A 19,912-nucleotide genomic window follows, 5' to 3' on the forward strand; every position below is an offset into this window, starting at 1 on the left:
CATGGGCCTGCATCTCAACGAAGGTGGCGACGACCTCGCCGAGAACCACGAAATCAACGTCACGCCGTTCATCGACGTGATGCTGGTGCTGCTGATCATCTTCATGGTCGCGGCGCCCCTGGCCACGGTCGACATCAAGGTCGACCTGCCCGCCTCGACCGCGAAGCCCGCGCCGAGGCCCGAGAAGCCGGTGTTCGTCAGCGTCAAGGCCGACAAGAAGCTCTACCTCGGCGACGACGAGGTGGCCCAGCGCGACCAGCTTGGCGCCATGCTCGACGCCAAGACCAAGGGCGACAAGGAAACCACCATCTTCTTCCAGGCTGACAAGGGCGTCGATTACGGCGACCTGATGGAAGTGATGAACACGATGCGCGCCGCCGGCTACCTCAAGGTCGGCCTGGTCGGACTCGAGACGGCAGCCAAGAAATGACGAAAACGCGCTCAAACATGGCGCGCTACGGTGGCAGCCTGGCGATCGTGCTGGGTGTGCACGCGGTCGCCGTGCTGCTGACGCTCAACTGGTCGGTGCCCCAGGCCCTCGAGTTGCCGCCGGCAGCGATGATGGTCGAGCTGGCACCGCTGCCCGAGCCCGCGCCGCCGCCACCACCCAAGGCCGCCCCGAAGCCGCCGACGCCGGTCGAGGAACCGCCGCTGCCGAAGCTGGCAGAGGCGCCGAAGCCGAAGATCGCCATCCCCAAGCCACCCAAGCCCAAGGCCAAGCCACAGCCGCCCAAGCCCGAGAAGAAGCTCGAGCCGCCGAAGGACGAGCCACCGGCCAAGGACGACGTCGCGGACACCCCGCCGAGCAACACGCCACCGCAGAAGTCGGCGGCGCCGCAGCCGAGCATCGCGTCCAACAGCAACGCCCTGCCGAGCTGGCAGAGCGACCTGCTGCGCCACCTGGCCAAGTACAAGAAGTACCCCGAGGACGCTCGCCGTCGTGGGCTGCAGGGCATCAACCGCCTGCGCTTCGTGGTCGACGCCGAAGGCAAGGTGGTCTCGTACGCGCTGGCCGGTGGTTCAGGCAGCGCGGCGCTGGACCGGGCCACGCTGGAGATGATCCGCCGTGCCGGCACGGTGCCCAAGCCTCCGGCGGAGTTGCTGAACAATGGCACGATCGAAGTCGTCGCGCCGTTCGTCTACTCGCTGGACCGACGTTGACGTTTTTTGTTTCTGTCACAAAACGGCAAGTCTGATAACGTGCGTCTATCAATTGCAGCCGCTATGCTGGGGCCGCAACTTCATGGACGCACGTTATGACCCTCACCGAACTTCGCTATATCGTCACCCTCGCGCAAGAGCAGCACTTCGGCCACGCGGCCGAGCGTTGCCACGTCAGCCAGCCGACCCTGTCGGTGGGCGTGAAGAAGCTCGAGGACGAACTCGGCGTGCTGATCTTCGAGCGCAGCAAGAGCGCGGTACGCCTCACGCCGGTCGGCGAGAGCATCGTCGCCCAGGCGCAGAAGGTACTGGAGCAGGCCCAAGGTATCCGCGAGCTGGCCCAGGCCGGCAAGAACCAGCTGACCGCGCCACTCAAGGTCGGCGCCATCTACACCGTCGGCCCCTATCTATTCCCGCACCTGATCCCGCAGCTGCACCGCGTGGCGCCGCAGATGCCGCTGTACATCGAAGAGAACTTCACCCACGTGCTGCGCGAAAAGCTGCGCAACGGCGAACTGGACGCGGTGATCATCGCCCTGCCGTTCAACGAGGCCGACGTGCTGACCCTGCCGCTGTACGACGAGCCGTTCTGCGCCTTGATGCCGGCCGACCACCCGTGGACCGCCAAGGACACCATCGACACCGCCATGCTCAACGACAAGAGCCTGCTGCTGCTCGGTGAGGGCCACTGCTTCCGCGACCAGGTGCTCGAAGCCTGCCCGACGCTGAACAAGGGCGGCGAGGGCTCCAAGCACACCACGGTCGAGTCCAGCTCGCTGGAAACCATCCGCCACATGGTCGCCTCGGGCCTGGGCGTGTCGATCCTGCCGCTGTCGGCGGTGCACAGCCATCATTACGCGCCGGGCGTCATCGAAGTCCGTCCGCTGACTGCGCCCGCACCGTTCCGTACCGTGGCCATCGCCTGGCGCGCCAGCTTCCCGCGGCCGAAGGCCATCGAGATCCTCGCCGACTCGATCCGCCTCTGCTCGGTGGCCAAGCCGCCGGTGGAACAACCGGCCTGAACCCATGACCGAGCTGTCGAACGTCCCGGTCACCACGCTCAAGGGCGTAGGCGACGCCATGGCGGAAAAACTCGCCAAGGTCGGCCTGGAGAGCCTGCAGGACCTGCTGTTCCACCTGCCGCTGCGCTACCAGGACCGCACCCGCGTGGTGCCCATCGGCCAGCTGCGTCCGGGCCAGGACGCGGTGATCGAGGGCGTGGTCAGCGGGGCCGACGTGACCATGGGCAAGCGCCGCAGCCTGGTGGTGCGCCTGGGCGACGGCAGCGGCACGCTGAGCCTGCGCTTCTACCATTTCAGCAATGCGCAGAAGGAGGGTCTCAAGCGTGGCACCCACCTGCGCTGCTATGGTGAAGCCCGCCCCGGCGCCTCGGGGCTGGAGATCTACCACCCGGAATACCGGGCGCTGAACGGCGACGAAGCACCGCCGCCAGTCGAACAGACGCTGACACCGATCTACCCGACCACCGAAGGCCTGACCCAACAGCGCCTGCGCCTGCTGTGCCAGCAGAGCCTCGGCCTGCTCGGTCCGCGCAGCCTGCCCGACTGGCTGCCCGACGAACTGGCCCGCGACTACCAGCTGGCGCCGCTCAGCGACGCCATCCGCTACCTGCATAACCCGCCGGCCGACGCCGACCTCGAGGAACTCGCCGAGGGCCATCACTGGGCCCAGCATCGTCTGGCCTTCGAAGAGCTGCTGACCCACCAGCTCTCGCAGCAACGCCTGCGCGAGAGCCTGCGCAGCCTGCGTGCGCCGGTATTGCCCAAGGCCAGCCGCCTGCCGGCGCAGTACCTGGCCAACCTCGGTTTCAGCCCGACCGGCGCCCAGCAGCGCGTCGGCAACGAGATCGCCTACGACCTCAGCCAGGCGGAGCCGATGATGCGCCTGGTGCAGGGCGACGTCGGCGCCGGCAAGACCGTGGTCGCCGCCCTGGCGGCGCTGCAGGCCCTGGAGGCCGGCTACCAGGTGGCGTTGATGGCGCCCACCGAGATCCTCGCCGAGCAGCATTTCATCACCTTCAAGCGCTGGCTCGAGCCATTGGGCATCGAGGTCGCCTGGCTGGCCGGCAAGCTCAAGGGCAAGGCCCGCGCCAGCGCCCTGGAGCAGATCGCCAATGGCGCGCCCATGGTGGTCGGCACCCACGCGCTGTTCCAGGACGAGGTGCAGTTCAAGCACTTGGCCCTGGCGATCATCGACGAACAGCACCGCTTCGGCGTTCAGCAGCGCCTGGCCCTGCGCAAGAAGGGCGTCATGGGCCAGCTGTGCCCGCACCAGCTGATCATGACCGCCACGCCGATCCCGCGCACCCTGGCCATGAGCGCCTATGCCGACCTGGACACCTCGATCCTCGACGAGCTGCCGCCCGGGCGCACCCCGGTGAACACCGTGCTGGTCGCCGACAGCCGTCGCTTCGAGGTGGTCGAGCGGGTCCGCGCCGCCTGCGCCGAAGGCCGCCAGGCCTATTGGGTGTGCACCCTGATCGAAGAATCCGAGGAACTCACCTGCCAGGCCGCCGAGAGCACCTTCGAGGAGCTGGGCAGCGCCCTGGGCGAGCTGCGCGTGGGCCTGATCCACGGGCGCATGAAGCCTGCGGAAAAGGCCGCGGTGATGGCCGAGTTCAAGGCCGGCGACCTGCAACTGCTGGTGGCCACTACGGTGATCGAGGTCGGCGTCGACGTGCCCAATGCCAGCCTGATGATCATCGAGAACCCCGAGCGCCTGGGCCTGGCCCAGTTGCACCAGCTGCGTGGCCGGGTCGGCCGTGGCAGCGCGGTGAGCCACTGCGTGCTGCTCTACCACCCGCCACTGTCGCAGATCGGCCGTGAACGCCTGGGCATCATGCGGGAAACCAACGACGGATTCGTCATAGCAGAGAAGGACCTGGAGTTGCGTGGGCCCGGCGAGATGCTCGGGACCCGCCAGACCGGCCTGCTGCAGTTCAAGGTCGCCGACCTGATGCGCGACGCCGACCTGCTACCGGCCGTGCGCGACGCCGCCCAGGCCCTGCTGGCACGTTGGCCCGACCATGTCAGCCCGTTGCTCGACCGCTGGCTGCGCCACGGTCAACAATATGGCCAGGTGTGACGCCCGTCCCATAATGGATCCAGCTTGGCGGCCAGGCTGGTTATACTTCGCGTTTACAGAATGATTGGATACAGGCCATGACTGAAGTTGCCCTGGATACCGCAACCCTACACGCACCGTCTGTCATCCGGCTGTTGCTCGACAAGCTCGGCGTCAGCTTCCGCGAGGTGCCCGAGCACCCGGGACTGCCGGCCGCCTCGCGGGTACAGGCCGTGCTGCTCGATGACGAGATCGGTGCCTTGATGGTGCTGTTCCCGCAAAGCCAGTTGCTGGACCTCAAGCGCCTCGAGGAACTGACCGGCCGCAAGCTCAAGGCCGTGCCGCTGGAGCGCCTGAGGCAGATGCTCGACAAGCATCACCTCAAGGCCCTGCCGGCGATTCCCGCCCTGACCAGCTCGCCCTGCCAGTACGAAAAGAGCCTGCTCGACAACGAGACGCTGCTGATCCAGTCCGGCGAAGCCGGCCTGCTCCTGGAAATCGGCAGGACGGCCTTCAAGAAGATGCTGTTCAAGGCCAGCGCCAGCACCTTCGGCCAGCAGATCAGCGATATTCGCCTGAGTTTCGATCAGTTGGACGGCCCTCCCAAGGAGGTCATCCGCGCCGTCCAGGCCTTCACCGCCCGTCGCATTCAGCAACGCCTGGAACAGACCATCGAGATTCCGCCACTGGCCGACACCGCGCAGAAGATCATCAAGCTGCGCGTCGACCCCAATGCCAGCATCGACGACATCACCGGCGTGGTGGAGACCGACCCGGCCCTGGCCGCGCAGGTGGTCAGCTGGGCTGCCTCCCCGTACTACGCCTCGCCCGGCAAGATTCGCTCGGTGGAAGACGCCATCGTCCGTGTGCTGGGCTTCGACCTGGTGATCAACCTGGCCCTGGGCCTGGCCCTGGGCAAGACCCTGAGCCTGCCCAAGGACCACCCGCAACAGGCCACGCCGTACTGGCAGCAGTCGATCTACACCGCTGCGGTGATCGAGGGCCTGACCCGCGCCATGCCGCGCGCCGAGCGCCCGGAAGCGGGCCTGACCTACCTGGCCGGCCTGCTGCACAACTTCGGTTACCTGCTGCTGGCCCACGTCTTTCCGCCGCATTTCTCGCTGATCTGCCGCCACCTGGAGGTCAACCCGCACCTATGCCACAGCTATGTGGAACAGCACCTGCTGGGGATTAGCCGTGAACAGATCGGGGCCTGGCTGATGAAGCTGTGGGATATGCCCGATGAACTGTCCACGGCCCTGCGTTTCCAGCACGACCCGGCGTACGACGGTGATTATGCGGCGTTCCCCAACCTGGTGTGCCTGGCGACGCGCCTGCTGCGCGCCCGGGGGATCGGCTCGGGGCCGAAGGATGAGATCCCGGATGCCCTGCTCGAGCGCCTGGGGCTGACTCGAGAGAAGGCCGAAGAGGTGGTGAACAAGGTGCTGGAGGCCGAGGCCCTGCTGCGCGAACTGGCGTCGCAGTTCCACGCGCCGCACTCGCATTAAGATCACCCTGTAGGAGCGGCCTTGCGCCGCGAAAGGGTCGCAGAGCGGCCCTAGGGTTGTCTGCACGGTTGCTGGAGTAGCTGGGGCCGCTTTGCGGCCCTTTCGCGGCACAAGGCCGCTCCTACATGAAAAGCTCTGTGCCTGAAATTTCAGGCCTTCTTCTTCGGCTTCAGGTACTTCATCAAGCCCTGGAACCAGATCACCAGCGCCGGATTGCCCTTGATCTGGATGTTCTTCTCCTGAATCCCCTGCATGAACGCCAGCTGCTTGTTACCGGCCTGCAGCGTGGCGAAGCCGTAGGCGGCGTCCTTGAAGGCGATGGCGAAGGCCGGCTGCGGGTGCAGGCCGCCCTTGCTGCTGATGCGCAGGTCCTTGACGATGAAGTGCCGGGCGACCTTGCCGTCGAGCGTCTGCATCTGGAAGACCAGGTCCTTGTCCTGCAGCTGCTGCTGGAACGCCGGGTTGTTGCGGCTGGCCTTGGCCATCAGCAGCCCCATGGCCCAGAGAAGAAAGCGAAACTTCATCAACACGCCTCGAATGAAAAGTGACTGAGTCGCGCAGTTTATCCGTTTCTCGCCCTGTTTATGCAAGTTCGCCGCAGTTGCTTACCAGAAACGCAACGGGCGCCTCCAGGCGCCCGTCTGGTGAACCTGTTCGGTCACTTTTTCTTGGCAGGCTTGGCCGGTGCGTTGACGCTGTCGCGCAGGTTCTTACCCGGCTTGAAGGCAACGGTGTTGCTGGCCTTGATCTTGACCGGCTGGCCGGTCTGCGGGTTCTTGCCGGTGCGGGCGCCACGGTGGCGCTTTTCGAAGGTGCCGAAACCGACCAGGGTGACGGTGTCCTTGTCGAGCGCGCCGGTGATGCTGTCGAGAATCGCGTTGAGGACCTGGTTGGCCTTTTCCTTGGTCAGATCGGCCTTTTCGGCGATGACGGCGGCGAGTTCTGGTTTACGCATAGTGAAGCCTCTTTGACGGAATTTCTTGTTGTTATGCCGTGCTGCCGAAGAGAGCAGCGTTCAAGGCACCGCAGGCTCTAGGCTGCGGCAGACGCCAGTGAGGATGGCACGCCGACCGGGGCCGCGCCAGTATCTGGGCGGCCATTGTCGCGGCAAGAACAGGATAATTCCGACAGAACGCCGGCTATTTACGCCATCAAGGGCGGCAACTGGCGATTCAGCGCCAGTTTCTCCATGACCGCGCCGCCGGTCAGGGCGTAGCCCAGCAGCTGGCCATCAGCGCCGTGGCAGAGCACTTTCAGGTCGGCGCCGCCGCCTTCGACCACCCAGGTGCCCTCATGGCCGGGCGGCACCGGGGATACCACCAGCGGACAGGCCGGGGTCTTCACGGTGACCGGCATCGGGCCGTAGGCCACCGCGGTCGGGTTGCCGGCCAGGGTTTGGGCCAGGGCACGGGCGCAGGTCATCAACGGCATGACATACAGCAGGTTGATGCCATCGACCTCGGCGCAGTCGCCCAGGGCGAAGATGTTGGCGTGGGAGGTGCGCAGCTGGCGGTCCACCACCACGCCACGGTTGACCTGCAGACCCGCCGCCGCCGCCAGGTCGGTGCGCGGACGCAAGCCGATGGCCGACACCACCAGATCGCAGGAAATAACGCTGCCATCGGACAGGTGCGCCTCGAGCGCATCCCCTGCACGCTGCAGGCGGGTCAGCACCGGGCCGAGGTGAAAGCGCACGCCCAGCCCTTCCAGGCCCGCCTGTACGGCCGCGGCGGCAGCTGGGTGCAGCAGGGTCGGCATCACCTGCTCACAGGGGGCGACGACCTCGCACTGCAAGCCGCCCAGGCTGAGGTCGTTGGCGAACTCGCAACCGATCAGGCCAGCACCGAGGATCAGCACACGCTGCTTGCCCGCGGCCGCAGCGCGAAAGCGTGCGTAGTCCTCCAGGTCGTTGATCGGGAAGATCAGCTCGCCCGCATCGCCTTCGACCGGCACCTGCACGGTCTGCGCGCCCCAGGCCAGCACCAGGTCGCGGTACTCCACCGCTTCCTCGCCGATCCACAGGCGCTTGTGACCCGGGTCGATGCCGCTGATGCGGGTATGGGTGCGAATCTCGGCCTTGAGCTGCTCGGCCATGGCGCCCGGCTCGGCCATGCACAGGCCGTCGGCGTCCTTCTGCTTGGCGAAGCCGGTGGACAGCATGGGCTTGGAGTAGGAGCGACCGTCGTCGGCGGTGATCAGCAACAGCGGCGTGTCGCCGTCGAGCTTGCGAAACTCTCGCGCCAGGTTGTAGCCGGCAAGGCCGGTACCGATGATCACCACGGGGGACGTCATGTCGTGCGTTCCTTCTTCAAGCCAGGGTTGCGATCAGCCGATGGCGATCATTTCGAAATCACTCTTGCCCACGCCGCAGTCGGGGCACAGCCAGTCTTCCGGTACGTCCTCCCAACGGGTGCCGGGGGCGATGCCGTCGTCCGGCCAGCCTTGGGCCTCGTCGTAGATCAGGCCGCAGACAATACATTGCCACTTCTTCATTTACTGCTGTTCCTCGGTCAGGCTTAAGGGTGCGTTGCAGCTGACGGCCTCATCGCGGGGCAAGCCCACTCCTACAAGGGACGCGCAGTTCCCGAGGGCTGCGCTGTACCTGTGAGAGCGGGCTTGCCCGCGAAGGGGCCACCGCGCAATTCGTGGGGGCTTTGTACTGGCCCTGCCAGCAGTATGCAAGCAGTCCGGGCAAACATGCTAAGCTCGCCGCCTCTCTGGCCTGTATCAAGCATACCGACGTGCCGTACGAAACCCCGCAAGCAGCCGCTGTCGCGTGGCTGGCGTATCCGCAGCTGGCGACCACCCTCGACCAGCCGACTCTGGGCTGGCTGTTCGACGAAGGCTCCCTGACCCGTCGCCTGACCCGTCTCTCCCACGACCACTTCAGCGTCACCCCCCTGTTCGAGGGCTGGCAGCCCCTGCGCGACGACGAATGCGCCGCCTTGAGCCTTGCCCCCGGCGCGCAGGGCTGGGTGCGCGAGGTCTACCTGCGTGGCCATGGCCATCCGTGGGTGTTCGCTCGCAGCGTGGCCAGCCGCACGGCGCTGGAGCGCGGTGGGCTTGACCTGGAGACCCTTGGTAGCCGCTCACTGGGCGAGCTGCTGTTCTGTGACCAGGCGTTCGTCCGCCACCCGATCGAAGTGTGCAGTTATCCACAGGGCTGGCTGCCCGCCGAGGTCGCCGGCGCAGGGCTGTGGGGGCGGCGCTCGCGCTTCGAGCGCGACGGCCTCGACCTGCTGGTGGCCGAGGTGTTCCTGCCCGCCCTGTGGCACGCGGCCAAGGAGGAGAACCGCTGATGTACCTGCAACTGCTCAAGTCGCTCAACCGCCTGCACCCACGGGCCTGGGACTTCATCCAGCTGAGCCGCATGGACCGCCCGATCGGCATCTACCTGCTGCTGTGGCCGACCCTGTCGGCGGTGTGGATCGCCGGCAACGGCTCGCCGACCCTGGCCAACGTGCTGATCTTCGGCCTCGGGGTGGTGCTGATGCGCGCCGCCGGCTGCTGCATCAACGACTTCGCCGACCGCAAGGTGGACGGCCACGTCAAGCGCACCGCCGACCGGCCACTGGCCAGCGGCCGGGTCAAACCCCGCGAAGCGCTGGTGCTGTTCGCCCTGCTGGTGGGGGCGAGCTTTCTGCTGGTGCTGTGCACCAACGCCACCACGGTGTGGCTGTCGTTCGGCGCGGTCGCCCTGGCGTTCTGCTACCCGTTCATGAAGCGCTACACCTACTACCCGCAGGTGGTGCTGGGCGCCGCCTACTCCTGGGGTATCCCGATGGCCTTCACTGCCGCGGGCGGCGAGCTGCCGGCCAGCGCCTGGCTGCTGTACATCGCCAACCTGCTGTGGACGGTGGGCTACGACACCTACTACGCCATGGTCGACCGCGACGACGACCTGAAGATCGGCGTGAAATCCACCGCCATCCTCTTCGGCGAGGCCGACCGGGTGATCATCCTGACCTTGCAGTTGCTGTCGCTGGGCTGCCTGCTGCTGGCGGGCAACCGCTTCGAGCTGGGCGGCTGGTTCCACCTGGGGCTGCTGGCGGCGGCGGTGTGCTTCGCCTGGGAGTTCTGGTCGACGCGCAAGCTGGATCGGGAGTCGTGCTTCAAGGCATTTCTGCACAACCATTGGGCGGGGATGCTGATCTTTGCCGGGGTGGTGCTGGATTACGCGTTGCGCTGAAAACCTTTGCAGCCCTTCGCGGCACAAGGCCGCTCCTACAGGGGTTCCCACTCTCCTGTAGGAGCGGCCTTGTGCCGCGAATAGATCGCAAAGCGATCTCCGGCAATCTCAAGGCTTGGCGATATGCCAGACGTCCTTCATGCCATCACCGGTGGTCTCCCCGGCCTCCTTGTCCTTGATGAAGGTGTACAGCGGCTTGCCGTCGTAGGCCCACTGCATCTTGCCGTCGTCACGCTTGATCTGCGTCCACTTGCCTTCGGCCTTCTCACCATCGCTGACCATCAACGGCGGCCAGTTCTTGGCGCACTCGCCATTGCACATGGACTTGCCACCGGCATCCTTGTCGAAGGTGTACAGCGTCATGCCGTCATGATCGACCCACATGCCGTCCTTTTCCATGGCGTGATGAGCCGACGCCACCCCCGGCACTGCCAGCGCAGCGCAAAGGGCCATCCAGCTCAGCGTATGTCGTGTCATTGGAATCACCATTGTTTCGGGAATGGATTGAGCTTGCGCGCCGCCTTCGCGGCCCCCTGAAGCCTAGTCCAGTCACGCAATGTCGCCAGAATGGCCAACACCCTGTCACACAGCTGCAATAATTCCGTTATCTAATGCGGGCCAAGACACCGTTCCTGGGAGAGGTAATTGAGCATGGTTGGCAGAAACATTCTGATCGTCGACGACGAAGCGCCTATCCGCGAGATGATCGCCGTTGCATTGGAAATGGCCGGCTATGACTGCCTCGAGGCCGAGAACTCGCAACAAGCCCACGCCATCATCGTCGACCGCAAGCCGGACCTGATCCTGCTCGACTGGATGCTCCCGGGCACTTCGGGCATCGAGCTGGCCCGCCGCCTCAAGCGCGACGAACTGACCGGCGACATCCCGATCATCATGCTCACCGCCAAGGGTGAAGAAGACAACAAGATCCAGGGCCTGGAAGTCGGTGCCGACGACTACATCACCAAGCCGTTCTCGCCCCGCGAGCTGGTGGCGCGCCTGAAGGCCGTGCTGCGCCGCACCGGCCCGAGCGACAGCGAGGCGCCGATCGAAGTCGGCGGCCTGCTGCTCGACCCAATCAGTCACCGCGTGACCATCGACGGCAAGCCGGCCGAGATGGGTCCTACCGAATACCGCCTGCTGCAGTTCTTCATGACCCACCAGGAGCGCGCCTACACCCGTGGCCAGTTGCTCGACCAGGTCTGGGGCGGCAACGTCTACGTTGAGGAACGCACCGTCGACGTGCACATCCGTCGCCTGCGCAAGGCGCTGGGTGAAGCCTATGAAAATCTGGTACAAACCGTCCGCGGCACCGGCTATCGCTTCTCGACCAAGAGCTGATCGAAGCCCCGGCGCCCGCTGTACAAGGACTGTCAATTGAACCAGAACTGGCACGCGACCCTGATTCGCCACATGCTCCTGCTGATCACCGTCTGCCTGATCGGCGGGCTGGTCAGCGGCTACTACGGCTGGAGCCTGGCCATCGGCCTGGCCCTGTATCTGGGCTGGACGTTGAAGCAACTGCTGCGCCTGCACGACTGGCTGCGCAACCACCAGCCCGACGAGGCGCCACCCGACGGCTACGGCCTGTGGGGCGAGGTGTTCGACAGCATCTACCACCTGCAGCGTCGCGACCAGCGCGTACGCGGTCGCCTGCAGGCGGTGATCGACCGGGTCCAGGAGTCCACTGCGGCACTGCGCGACGCGGTGATCATGCTCGACAGCGAAGGCAACCTGGAATGGTGGAACCGCGCCGCCGAGACCCTGCTGGGCTTCAAGACGCCGCAGGACGGCGGCCAGCCGGTGACCAACCTGGTGCGCCACCCGCGCTTCAAGGAGTACTTCGAGTCGGACAACTACGCCGAGCCGCTGGAGATTCCGTCGCCGATCAACGACCGCCTGCGCGTGCAGCTGCACCTGACCCGCTACGGCAACAACGAACACCTGATGCTGGTGCGCGACGTGACCCGCATCCACCAGCTCGAGCAGATGCGCAAGGACTTCGTCGCCAACGTCTCCCACGAGCTGCGCACGCCGCTGACGGTGATCACCGGTTACCTGGAGACGCTGCTGGACAACGTCGAGGACGTGAACCCGCGCTGGAGCCGCGCCCTGCAGCAGATGAGCGCGCAAGGCTCGCGCATGCAGACCCTGCTCAACGACCTGCTACTGCTGGCCAAGCTCGAGGCCACCGACTACCCCTCCGACAACCAGCCGGTGCTGGTCGACACCCTGCTCAGTGCCATCAAGAACGACGCCCAGGCCCTGTCCGGCCCGCGCAACCAGCGTATCAGCCTGGAAGCGGCGCCCGGCATTCGTCTCAAGGGCAGTGAGTCGGAGCTGCGCAGCGCGTTCTCCAACCTGGTGTTCAACGCGGTCAAGTACACCCAGGACGAAGGCAATATCCGCATCCGCTGGTGGGCCGACGAACAGGGCGCGCACCTGAGCGTGCAGGACTCGGGGGTGGGGATCGAGGCCAAGCACCTGCCGCGCCTGACCGAACGCTTCTACCGGGTCGACTCCAGCCGTGCATCGAATACCGGCGGCACCGGGCTGGGGCTGGCGATCGTCAAGCATGTGCTGATGCGCCATCGCGGACGGCTGGAAATCAGCAGCGTGCCGGGGCATGGCAGCACCTTTACCTGCCACTTTACGCCGGCGCAATTGGTGTCAAGCAAAGCCTGAATCATCGCGGGGCAAGCCCGCTCCCACGCATTGCCTAAGTGATCGTGGGAGCGGGCTTGCCCCGCGATGGGACGCATCCCCTTTGCTTTTGCGGCTCCAACCGCTACATTGGATCCCCCGTGCCAGCCATCGCTGGCACTTTTTTTCTCTTGAATTCAAAGACGGACCCCGTAAAAACTCCATCATGGACCCTTCCCCTGGTATCAGCCTCACCTCGTTGTTCGCCGATTTCGGCATGATTCTCTTCGCCTTGTTCCTGGTGCTGCTCAACGGCTTCTTCGTTGCCGCCGAGTTTGCCATGGTCAAGCTGCGTTCCACCCGGGTCGAAGCCATCGCCGAGCTGCATGGCTGGCGTGGCAGCATCCTGCGCAAGGTGCACAACCAGCTCGACGCCTACCTGTCGGCCTGCCAACTGGGCATCACCCTCGCCTCCCTGGGCCTGGGCTGGGTCGGCGAGCCGGCGTTCGCCCACCTGCTGGAGCCGCTGCTGGCCGCCGTGGGCGTGGACAGCCCCGAGCTGATCAAGGCGATCTCGTTCTTCGTCGCCTTCTTCGTGATCTCCTACCTGCACATCGTCGTCGGCGAGCTGGCACCGAAATCCTGGGCAATCCGCAAGCCCGAGCTGCTGTCGCTGTGGACCGCCGTGCCGCTGTACCTGTTCTACTGGGCGATGTACCCGGCCATCTACCTGCTCAACGCCAGCGCCAATACCATCCTGCGCATCGCCGGCCAAGGCGAGCCCGGGCCGCACCACGAGCACCACTACAGCCGCGAGGAGCTCAAGCTGATCCTGCACTCCAGCCGCGGCCAGGATCCTAGCGACCAGGGCATGCGCGTGCTGGCCTCGGCCGTGGAGATGGGCGAGCTGGAGGTGGTCGACTGGGCCAACTCCCGCGAGGACATGGTCAGCATCGACGCCCATGCCCCGCTGAAGGAAATCCTCGCCCTGCTGCGCCGCCACAAGTTCAGCCGCTACCCGCTGTATGACGCCGAGCGCGAGGAATTCACCGGCCTGCTGCACATCAAGGATCTGCTGCTGGAGCTGGCCGAGCTTGACCATCTGCCCGAGACCATCGACCTCGAGGACCTCGCCCGCCCGCTGGAGCGCGTCTCCCGGCACATGCCGTTGTCCCAGCTGCTGGAGCAGTTCCGCAAGGGCGGCGCGCACTTCGTGCTGGTGGAGGAAGCCGATGGCAAGGTGATCGGTTACCTGACCATGGAAGACGTGCTGGAAGTGCTGGTCGGCGATATCCAGGACGAACACCGCAAGACCGAGCGCGGCATCCTCGCCTACCAACCGGGCAAGCTGTTGGTACGCGGTGATACGCCGCTGTTCAAGGTCGAGCGCCTGCTGGGCGTCGACCTCGACCATATCGAGGCGGAAACCCTGGCCGGGCTGGTCTACGAGACCCTCAAGCGCGTGCCCGAGGAAGAGGAAGTGCTGGAGGTCGAAGGCCTGCGCATCATCATCAAGAAGATGAAAGGGCCGAAGATCGTGCTGGCCAAGGTGCTCAAGCTGGATTGATGTCCCTGGGGCTGCTTTGCAGCCCTATCGCGGCACAAGGCCGCTCCTACAGTAGATCGCATTCCCCTGTAGGAGCGGCCTTGTGCCGCGAAAGCCTCAAGGGTTGCCGGCAGTAAAATCCGGCAACCCACCAATCGGCCGGTCGAACTGGTACGGTATCGACTCCAGCGCCAACCCCACATTGCGCTGCACCACGAAATGCAGGTGCGGCCCGCTGCTGTTGCCGGTGTTGCCTGACTTGGCCAGCGCCTGCCCCTGGGCCACCCGCTGCCCCTCGCCCACCACCACCGAGCCACGCATCAGGTGCAGGTACACGCCCATGGTGCCGTCCGGGTGCAGGATCCTGACGAAGTTGCCCGCCGGGTTGTTACCCCGCCCGCTCTGGTTGTTCTCGATCTTCACCACCACCCCACCCCGCGCCGCGATGATCGGTGTACCTTCAGGCATGGCGATGTCCATGGCATAGCGGCCCTTGGGCCCGAAGTGGCTGAAGCGGCCATTGGGGCCCTGGCTCAGGCGAAACGGCCCGCCCTTCCAGGGGAAGGGATAGCGATAGCCCTGCGGGCGCTGGCCTGGGTCGCCCATGGCATAGCGAAACTTGGTGTCGTACCTGAGGCTGCTCCCCTGGCGGGCCTGGACCACGCTGAGCACCAGGGTCGAGCGCGGCGGCACCAGGCGCCGGACGATACGCGGAGCGTTGCCTCCCTGGGCATTGGCCAGACGCTCCACACGCAGTTCCACCTCCATCGGCACGAACAGTTCGTTGCGGGCGACAAAGCGCACGCCACCGGCAAAGGGCTCGGTCTTCAGGCGGACCTGGCCATCCAGGCGCTCGACCATGGGCTCACGGAACACGAAGACCTTGGCCCCCGGGCTCGGGCGGTCGGAGTAGGAGACCACGCCGAAGGTGTCGGTGGTCTTGTAGACGGTCATGCCCAGGCTCGACGCCGAGGCCGTGAGCAAGGCACAGAACAGCAGCAGGCGGGCGGGCGGCATGATGGTGGCTTTTTGACAGTTGTGTTCTGTCGAAGCCTAGCAGCCGGATTTGAGAGGGATATGACAGTTGGTCGGGTGGTGACTGCAGGAGCGGCTTGCGCAGCGTATGGCACCCGCTTCGCGGGTGATCGCGGGACAAGCCCGCTCCTACAGGGCCCAGGGTGGCGTCAGGCGCCTGGGGTGAAGTGCTTCTGCGCCGTGCCGCGGGCGATCAGCCGCGACAGGTAGTCGAGCTTCTGCGCGTCCTGGTCGACGAACTTGAAGGTCAATTGCAGCCAGTCGCTCTCAGGCTTGGGCTCCAGCGCCGCAATGGCGTGCAAGTAGCCATTCAGCCGCGCCGTTTCGGCATTCTCGCCTTGCTCCAGGTCCAGCACCGCGCCTTCGAGCACCTGCGGCAGGTTGGTGCCGCGGCGCACCACCAGCAGGGCTTCCTTGAGGCTCAGGGCCTTGATCATGCACGGCTGGGTGCCGCTGGACAGGCGCAGTTGGCCCTGGCCACGGCCAGTCTGGGCCGCGGCGGCGGCAGTCTTCGGCGTGGGTGCGTTGAGCAGCGGCTTGGCCGCGGCTGCCACAGGCGCGGCGGCGGGCGCGGTCACCTTGGCCGCTTCCGGACGACCACCGGTCAGGGCGCTGAGCGAGTCGTTGGCGAACGCCGAGTTGACTCGCGCCGGCGCACTGGACATCAGGGCGTCGAGCTTGCCGATCTTGGTCAGCGACTTTTTCACCTTGGTCAGCAGCTGCTCGTTGGTGAACGGCTTGCCGACGAAATCGGAAACACCGGCCTGGATGGCCTGGATCACGTTTTCCTTGTCACCACGGCTGGTCACCATGATGAACTGCATGGTCTTCATCTCTTCCTGCTGGCGGCACCAGGTCAGCAGCTCGAGGCCGGACATCTCCGGCATCTCCCAGTCGCACAGGACCAGGTCGAAACGTTCCTTGCTCAGCATGGCCATGGCCTTGCGGCCGTTGACCGCGTCCTCGATCACCATGCCGGGGAAGGCATTGCGCAGGCACTTCCTTACCAGGTCGCGGATGAACGGGGCATCGTCCACGACCAGTACATTCACTTTACTCATCGATATTCCTCTTGAATCCCGGCTAGCATACCGCCGACTGATGGCCATTTGCCAAACCACTGGTCACGCCGGGACTTCTCACACGGTTCGCGGGTGCCTGCTGGTGCTCGACCGCAAACGAAAACGCCCGGCGGTTGCCGGGCGTTCATGCTCGGGAGCAATCCTATTTATCGTCCGGTTCAGCCGGAACATTAGCGATTTCGCCCTCATCGAACGCTTCGCCCTGCACCTCGGCCTTCATGCGCTTGAGGCCCATGTGGCGCACGTCGGTGCCGCGCACCAGGTAGATCACCAGCTCCGAAATGTTGCGCGCGTGATCGCCGATGCGCTCCAGCGAACGCAGGGCCCAGATCACGCTGAGCACGCGGGAGATCGAGCGCGGGTCTTCCATCATGTAGGTGACCAGCTCGCGCAGCGCAGTCTTGTATTCGCGGTCGATGGTCTTGTCGTACTGCGCCACCGACAGCGCCAGGTCGGCGTCGAAACGGGCGAAGGCGTCCAGCGCGTCGCGGACCATGTTGCGCACCTGGTCGCCGATGTGGCGCACCTCGACGTAGCCGCGCGGCGACTCGCCTTCCTCGCACAGCTGGATGGCGCGGCGGGCGATCTTGGTGGACTCGTCGCCGATGCGCTCCAGGTCGATCACCGACTTGGAGATGCTGATGATCAGGCGCAGGTCGGAGGCCGCCGGCTGGCGACGGGCGAGGATGCGCACGCACTCCTCGTCAATGTTGCGCTCCATCTGGTTGATCTGTTCATCGACCTCGCGCACCTGCTGGGCCAGGCCCGAATCGGCCTCGATCAGCGCGGTGACGGCATCGTTCACCTGTTTCTCGACCAGCCCGCCCATGGCCAGCAGGTGGCTGCGCACCTCCTCAAGCTCGGCGTTGAACTGCTGGGAGATGTGGTGGGTAAGGCTTTCTTTGTTGATCATCGTTTCGCTCCGCGAAGCAGCTGCAGGCTTCAAGTCGTTCGTGTCGTCCTGGCAATGAAAATCTGGTGTGGGAGCGGCGGTGCGCCGCTGCGACTTGACCCGCGATTTCCGGCGGCAGCACCGACGCAATCGCGGGGCAAGCCCGCTCCCACTGAGCCTACCTAGCCGTAACGGCCAGTAATGTAGTCTTCGGTCTGCTTCTTCGCCGGGTTGGTGAACAGGGTGTCGGTGTCACCGAATTCGACCAGTTTGCCCATGTACATGAACGCGGTGTAGTCCGATACGCGGGCCGCCTGCTGCATGTTGTGGGTGACGATGACGATGGTGTACTTGGATTTCAGTTCGTAGATCAGCTCTTCGACCTTCAGGGTCGAGATCGGGTCCAGCGCCGAGCACGGTTCGTCGAGCAGCAGCACTTCCGGCTCCACGGCGATGGTGCGGGCGATCACCAGACGCTGCTGCTGGCCACCGGACAGGCCCAGGGCCGAGTCGTGCAGGCGGTCCTTGACCTCGTCCCACAGCGCCGCGCCCTTCAGCGCCCACTCGACGGCTTCGTCGAGCACGCGCTTCTTGTTGATGCCCTGGATGCGCAGGCCGTAGACCACGTTCTCGTAGATGGTCTTGGGGAACGGGTTGGGCTTCTGGAACACCATGCCCACGCGGCGGCGCAGCTCGGCCACATCCTCGCCCTTGCGGTAGATGTTGTTGCCGTACAGGTTGATGGCGCCTTCCACGCGGCAGCCATCGACCAGGTCGTTCATGCGGTTGAAGGTCCGCAGCAGCGTGGACTTGCCGCAGCCGGACGGGCCGATGAAGGCCGTCACGCGCTGCTTGGGGATGTTCAGGCTGACGTCGAACAGCGCTTGCTTGTCGCCGTAGAACAGGGACAGCCCAGGTACTTCGATGGCCACGGTCTCTTCGGCCAGGCGCAGGCTCTGCTTGTCGCGGCCCAGGGCCGACATGTCGATGCCGTGGGCGTGGGATTCATGCTGCATGGTCAACTCCATACGCTATCAATTCGTTTCAAAGGGCCGCCCGATGTTCGGGCGGCACGCTTGCAATCAGGATCAGTGGTCGAGGGCCTTGTACTTCTCGCGCAGGTGGTTACGGATCCACACCGCCGAGAGGTTGAGGGTGGCAATCACCAGCACCAGCAGCAGCGCGGTGGCGTACACCAGCGGCCGCGCGGCCTCGACGTTGGGGCTCTGGAAGCCGACGTCGTAGATGTGGAAGCCCAGGTGCATGATCTTCTGGTCCAGGTGCAGGTACGGGTAGTTGCCATCCACCGGCAACGACGGCGCCAGCTTCACCACACCCACCAGCATCAGAGGGGCCACTTCGCCGGCGGCGCGGGCCACGGCGAGGATCATGCCAGTCATCATGGCCGGGCTGGCCATCGGCAGGACGATCTTCCACAGGGTCTCGGCCTTGGTCGCGCCCAGGGCCAGCGAGCCCTCGCGCACGGTGCGCGGAATTCGCGCCAGGCCTTCCTCGGTGGCCACGATCACCACCGGCACCGCCAGCAGCGCCAGGGTCAGCGAGGCCCACAGCAGGCCTGGGGTGCCGAGGGTCGGCGCCGGCAGCGACTCGGGGAAGAACAGCCGGTCGATCGAGCCGCCCAGCACATAGACGAAGAAGCCCAGACCGAACACGCCGTAGACGATCGCCGGAACGCCGGCCAGGTTGTTCACCGCGATGCGGATCAACCGGGTCACCGGGCCCTGCTTGGCGTACTCGCGCAGGTACACCGCCGCCAGCACGCCGAACGGGGTGACGATCACGGCCATGATCAGGGTCATCATCACGGTGCCGAAGATGGCCGGGAAGATACCACCCTCGGTATTGGCCTCACGCGGGTCGTCGCTGAGGAACTCCCACACCTTGGCGAAGTAGGCGCCCATCTTGGTCAGGCCGGACATGGCGTTCGGCTGGATGGCGTGGACCACCTTGCTCAGGTTGATCTCCACCTCGCGGCCGTTGCCGTCGCGGGCCACCAGGCTGTCGCGGGCGAAGGCCTGGTGCAGGCCGGTCAGACGCTCCTCGATGGCCTTGTAGCGATTGTTCAGCTCGGCGCGCTCGGCGTCCATGTCGGCCTGGGCGGCGGCATCCAGCTTGCCATCCAGTTCCAGCTTGCGGCCGTGCAGGCGCAGGCGCTCGAGGCCATGGTTGATGGCGCCGATGTCCTTCTTCTCCAGCTTCACCAGCTGGTCGTTGAGTTCGCTGGCGCGCTTGAGGCGCGTCTGCAGCTCAGTCCAGGCCTCGGGGCCCTGGGCGACCACGCGGCCTTCTTCCTTGACGCTGACCAGGTAGCCATAGAAGTTGCCCCACTCGCGGCGCTCCAGGGCGATCAGATCGACAGGCTTTTGCTGGTCGACCAGCCACTCGCCCACGACCCAGGTGAAGTCAGTGCCGTTGAGGTCACGGTTACCGACCTTGATCAGCTCGCGGGTCATGAACTCCGGGCCCTGCTCGGGCACCGGCAGGCCGGCACCCTTGAGGCGTTCGCGCGGTACTTCTTCCTTCTGCACCACTTCACCGATGACCACGTGGTCGGCCTGGCCCGGCACCTTGTAGGTGGCCTGGACCAGGTCGGCCGGCCAGAAGTGGCCCAGGCCGCGCACGGCGATCACGGCCAGCAGGCCGACGGTCATGATGACCGCCATGGCGACCGCGCCACCACTGATCCAGACGCCGGGGGCGCCGCTCTTGAACCAGCCTTTGAGGGAATCCTTTTTCACGGATCTCTACCTT

Annotated in this window: 20 protein-coding genes; 10 read left to right on the top strand and 10 right to left on the bottom strand. The window is 65.5% G+C overall.

The window, feature by feature from the left end; all coding sequences use genetic code 11:
- The first annotated feature begins 1 nt into the window (after position 1).
- The 5 genes from exbD to V0R62_RS07380 all read left to right on the top strand — a co-directional run bounded on the left by exbD (position 2) and on the right by V0R62_RS07380 (position 5,753).
- The gene (gene exbD / locus V0R62_RS07360) at positions 2 to 430 is read left to right on the top strand and encodes a TonB system transport protein ExbD (protein WP_023632733.1); all 429 of its coding nucleotides are present in this window, start codon (positions 2 to 4) and stop codon (positions 428 to 430) included.
- Positions 427 to 1,161 (top strand): energy transducer TonB, encoded by a 735-nt coding sequence (locus tag V0R62_RS07365; protein ID WP_028689955.1) that lies wholly within the window; start codon positions 427 to 429, stop codon positions 1,159 to 1,161. The genes exbD and V0R62_RS07365 overlap by 4 nt, the downstream gene beginning before the upstream one ends.
- Before the next feature lie 95 nt (positions 1,162 to 1,256).
- A complete protein-coding gene (locus V0R62_RS07370) occupies positions 1,257 to 2,183 on the top strand; it encodes a hydrogen peroxide-inducible genes activator (RefSeq protein ID WP_028689956.1) in 927 nt (308 codons plus the stop codon).
- A 4-nt stretch (positions 2,184 to 2,187) separates the two neighbouring features.
- The gene (recG, locus tag V0R62_RS07375) at positions 2,188 to 4,266 is read left to right on the top strand and encodes an ATP-dependent DNA helicase RecG (RefSeq protein ID WP_330103295.1); all 2,079 of its coding nucleotides are present in this window, start codon (positions 2,188 to 2,190) and stop codon (positions 4,264 to 4,266) included.
- Positions 4,267 to 4,343: 77 nt separating this feature from the next.
- On the top strand, positions 4,344 to 5,753 hold the full coding sequence (locus V0R62_RS07380; protein ID WP_330103296.1) for an aminoacyl-tRNA deacylase and HDOD domain-containing protein: 1,410 nt from the start codon (positions 4,344 to 4,346) through the stop codon (positions 5,751 to 5,753).
- Between the two features lie 149 nt (positions 5,754 to 5,902).
- Here V0R62_RS07380 and V0R62_RS07385 read toward each other — a convergent pair whose 3' ends face one another.
- From V0R62_RS07385 to V0R62_RS07400, 4 genes are all read right to left on the bottom strand, one after another.
- Positions 5,903 to 6,277, bottom strand: a complete 375-nt coding sequence (locus tag V0R62_RS07385) for a hypothetical protein (protein ID WP_050707542.1) — start codon at positions 6,275 to 6,277, stop codon at positions 5,903 to 5,905.
- Positions 6,278 to 6,411: 134 nt separating this feature from the next.
- Positions 6,412 to 6,708: an HU family DNA-binding protein gene (locus V0R62_RS07390; protein ID WP_050707543.1), complete on the bottom strand. Its 297-nt coding sequence runs from the start codon at positions 6,706 to 6,708 to the stop codon at positions 6,412 to 6,414.
- A 188-nt stretch (positions 6,709 to 6,896) separates the two neighbouring features.
- Positions 6,897 to 8,045, bottom strand: a complete 1,149-nt coding sequence (locus tag V0R62_RS07395; protein ID WP_330103297.1) for an NAD(P)/FAD-dependent oxidoreductase — start codon at positions 8,043 to 8,045, stop codon at positions 6,897 to 6,899.
- Positions 8,046 to 8,078: 33 nt separating this feature from the next.
- Complete coding sequence (locus V0R62_RS07400; RefSeq protein WP_028689962.1) at positions 8,079 to 8,246, bottom strand: rubredoxin; 168 nt, start codon at positions 8,244 to 8,246, stop codon at positions 8,079 to 8,081.
- A gap of 248 nt (positions 8,247 to 8,494) precedes the next feature.
- On the opposite strand from V0R62_RS07400, the gene V0R62_RS07405 reads away from it, so the two are divergent.
- Positions 8,495 to 9,052, top strand: a complete 558-nt coding sequence (locus V0R62_RS07405) for a chorismate--pyruvate lyase family protein (RefSeq protein WP_186712288.1) — start codon at positions 8,495 to 8,497, stop codon at positions 9,050 to 9,052.
- Positions 9,052 to 9,942 carry a 4-hydroxybenzoate octaprenyltransferase gene (gene ubiA / locus V0R62_RS07410; protein WP_330103298.1) on the top strand — a complete coding sequence of 297 codons (891 nt, stop codon included), beginning with the start codon at positions 9,052 to 9,054 and terminating at the stop codon, positions 9,940 to 9,942. Before V0R62_RS07405 ends, ubiA begins: the two co-directional genes overlap by 1 nt.
- Before the next feature lie 108 nt (positions 9,943 to 10,050).
- Here ubiA and V0R62_RS07415 read toward each other — a convergent pair whose 3' ends face one another.
- Complete coding sequence (locus tag V0R62_RS07415; RefSeq protein ID WP_330103299.1) at positions 10,051 to 10,419, bottom strand: COG4315 family predicted lipoprotein; 369 nt, start codon at positions 10,417 to 10,419, stop codon at positions 10,051 to 10,053.
- Positions 10,420 to 10,593: 174 nt separating this feature from the next.
- On the opposite strand from V0R62_RS07415, the gene phoB reads away from it, so the two are divergent.
- From phoB to V0R62_RS07430, 3 genes are all read left to right on the top strand, one after another.
- A complete protein-coding gene (gene phoB, locus V0R62_RS07420) occupies positions 10,594 to 11,283 on the top strand; it encodes a phosphate regulon transcriptional regulator PhoB (RefSeq protein WP_003253341.1) in 690 nt (229 codons plus the stop codon).
- Between the two features lie 72 nt (positions 11,284 to 11,355).
- Complete coding sequence (gene phoR, locus V0R62_RS07425; RefSeq protein WP_330103360.1) at positions 11,356 to 12,627, top strand: phosphate regulon sensor histidine kinase PhoR; 1,272 nt, start codon at positions 11,356 to 11,358, stop codon at positions 12,625 to 12,627.
- A 184-nt stretch (positions 12,628 to 12,811) separates the two neighbouring features.
- Positions 12,812 to 14,152 carry a hemolysin family protein gene (locus V0R62_RS07430; protein WP_028689967.1) on the top strand — a complete coding sequence of 447 codons (1,341 nt, stop codon included), beginning with the start codon at positions 12,812 to 12,814 and terminating at the stop codon, positions 14,150 to 14,152.
- Positions 14,153 to 14,248: 96 nt separating this feature from the next.
- On the opposite strand, the gene V0R62_RS07435 is transcribed toward V0R62_RS07430, so the two are convergent.
- The 5 genes from V0R62_RS07435 to pstA form a co-directional block, all read right to left on the bottom strand.
- Positions 14,249 to 15,148, bottom strand: coding sequence for a M23 family metallopeptidase (locus tag V0R62_RS07435; protein WP_330103300.1), 900 nt, complete (start codon positions 15,146 to 15,148; stop codon positions 14,249 to 14,251).
- Between the two features lie 167 nt (positions 15,149 to 15,315).
- Positions 15,316 to 16,227, bottom strand: coding sequence for a response regulator (locus V0R62_RS07440; RefSeq protein ID WP_330103301.1), 912 nt, complete (start codon positions 16,225 to 16,227; stop codon positions 15,316 to 15,318).
- A gap of 163 nt (positions 16,228 to 16,390) precedes the next feature.
- The gene (gene phoU, locus V0R62_RS07445; protein WP_023630537.1) at positions 16,391 to 17,161 is read right to left on the bottom strand and encodes a phosphate signaling complex protein PhoU; all 771 of its coding nucleotides are present in this window, start codon (positions 17,159 to 17,161) and stop codon (positions 16,391 to 16,393) included.
- 161 nt (positions 17,162 to 17,322) lie between these two features.
- On the bottom strand, positions 17,323 to 18,156 hold the full coding sequence (gene pstB / locus V0R62_RS07450; RefSeq protein ID WP_110736314.1) for a phosphate ABC transporter ATP-binding protein PstB: 834 nt from the start codon (positions 18,154 to 18,156) through the stop codon (positions 17,323 to 17,325).
- Positions 18,157 to 18,228: 72 nt separating this feature from the next.
- Positions 18,229 to 19,899 (bottom strand): phosphate ABC transporter permease PstA, encoded by a 1,671-nt coding sequence (pstA, locus tag V0R62_RS07455; protein WP_050707551.1) that lies wholly within the window; start codon positions 19,897 to 19,899, stop codon positions 18,229 to 18,231.
- Positions 19,900 to 19,912 lie beyond the last annotated feature (13 nt).

This window comes from Pseudomonas carassii, assembly GCF_036324045.1.
GTDB classification, from domain to species: domain Bacteria; phylum Pseudomonadota; class Gammaproteobacteria; order Pseudomonadales; family Pseudomonadaceae; genus Aquipseudomonas; species Aquipseudomonas peradeniyensis.

Excerpts from the sequence above, each read along its gene's own strand:
- exbD (WP_023632733.1), top strand. The coding sequence starts at position 2 with ATGGGCCTGCATCTCAACGAAGGTGGCGACGACCTCGCCGAGAACCAC.
- V0R62_RS07365 (WP_028689955.1), top strand. The coding sequence starts at position 427 with ATGACGAAAACGCGCTCAAACATGGCGCGCTACGGTGGCAGCCTGGCG.
- V0R62_RS07370 (WP_028689956.1), top strand. The coding sequence starts at position 1,257 with ATGACCCTCACCGAACTTCGCTATATCGTCACCCTCGCGCAAGAGCAG.
- recG (WP_330103295.1), top strand. The coding sequence starts at position 2,188 with ATGACCGAGCTGTCGAACGTCCCGGTCACCACGCTCAAGGGCGTAGGC.
- V0R62_RS07380 (WP_330103296.1), top strand. The coding sequence starts at position 4,344 with ATGACTGAAGTTGCCCTGGATACCGCAACCCTACACGCACCGTCTGTC.
- V0R62_RS07385 (WP_050707542.1), bottom strand. The coding sequence starts at position 6,277 with ATGAAGTTTCGCTTTCTTCTCTGGGCCATGGGGCTGCTGATGGCCAAG.
- V0R62_RS07390 (WP_050707543.1), bottom strand. The coding sequence starts at position 6,708 with ATGCGTAAACCAGAACTCGCCGCCGTCATCGCCGAAAAGGCCGATCTG.
- V0R62_RS07395 (WP_330103297.1), bottom strand. The coding sequence starts at position 8,045 with ATGACGTCCCCCGTGGTGATCATCGGTACCGGCCTTGCCGGCTACAAC.
- V0R62_RS07400 (WP_028689962.1), bottom strand. The coding sequence starts at position 8,246 with ATGAAGAAGTGGCAATGTATTGTCTGCGGCCTGATCTACGACGAGGCC.
- ubiA (WP_330103298.1), top strand. The coding sequence starts at position 9,052 with ATGTACCTGCAACTGCTCAAGTCGCTCAACCGCCTGCACCCACGGGCC.
- V0R62_RS07415 (WP_330103299.1), bottom strand. The coding sequence starts at position 10,419 with ATGACACGACATACGCTGAGCTGGATGGCCCTTTGCGCTGCGCTGGCA.
- phoB (WP_003253341.1), top strand. The coding sequence starts at position 10,594 with ATGGTTGGCAGAAACATTCTGATCGTCGACGACGAAGCGCCTATCCGC.
- phoR (WP_330103360.1), top strand. The coding sequence starts at position 11,356 with ATGCTCCTGCTGATCACCGTCTGCCTGATCGGCGGGCTGGTCAGCGGC.
- V0R62_RS07430 (WP_028689967.1), top strand. The coding sequence starts at position 12,812 with ATGGACCCTTCCCCTGGTATCAGCCTCACCTCGTTGTTCGCCGATTTC.
- V0R62_RS07435 (WP_330103300.1), bottom strand. The coding sequence starts at position 15,148 with ATGCCGCCCGCCCGCCTGCTGCTGTTCTGTGCCTTGCTCACGGCCTCG.
- V0R62_RS07440 (WP_330103301.1), bottom strand. The coding sequence starts at position 16,227 with ATGAGTAAAGTGAATGTACTGGTCGTGGACGATGCCCCGTTCATCCGC.
- phoU (WP_023630537.1), bottom strand. The coding sequence starts at position 17,161 with ATGATCAACAAAGAAAGCCTTACCCACCACATCTCCCAGCAGTTCAAC.
- pstB (WP_110736314.1), bottom strand. The coding sequence starts at position 18,156 with ATGCAGCATGAATCCCACGCCCACGGCATCGACATGTCGGCCCTGGGC.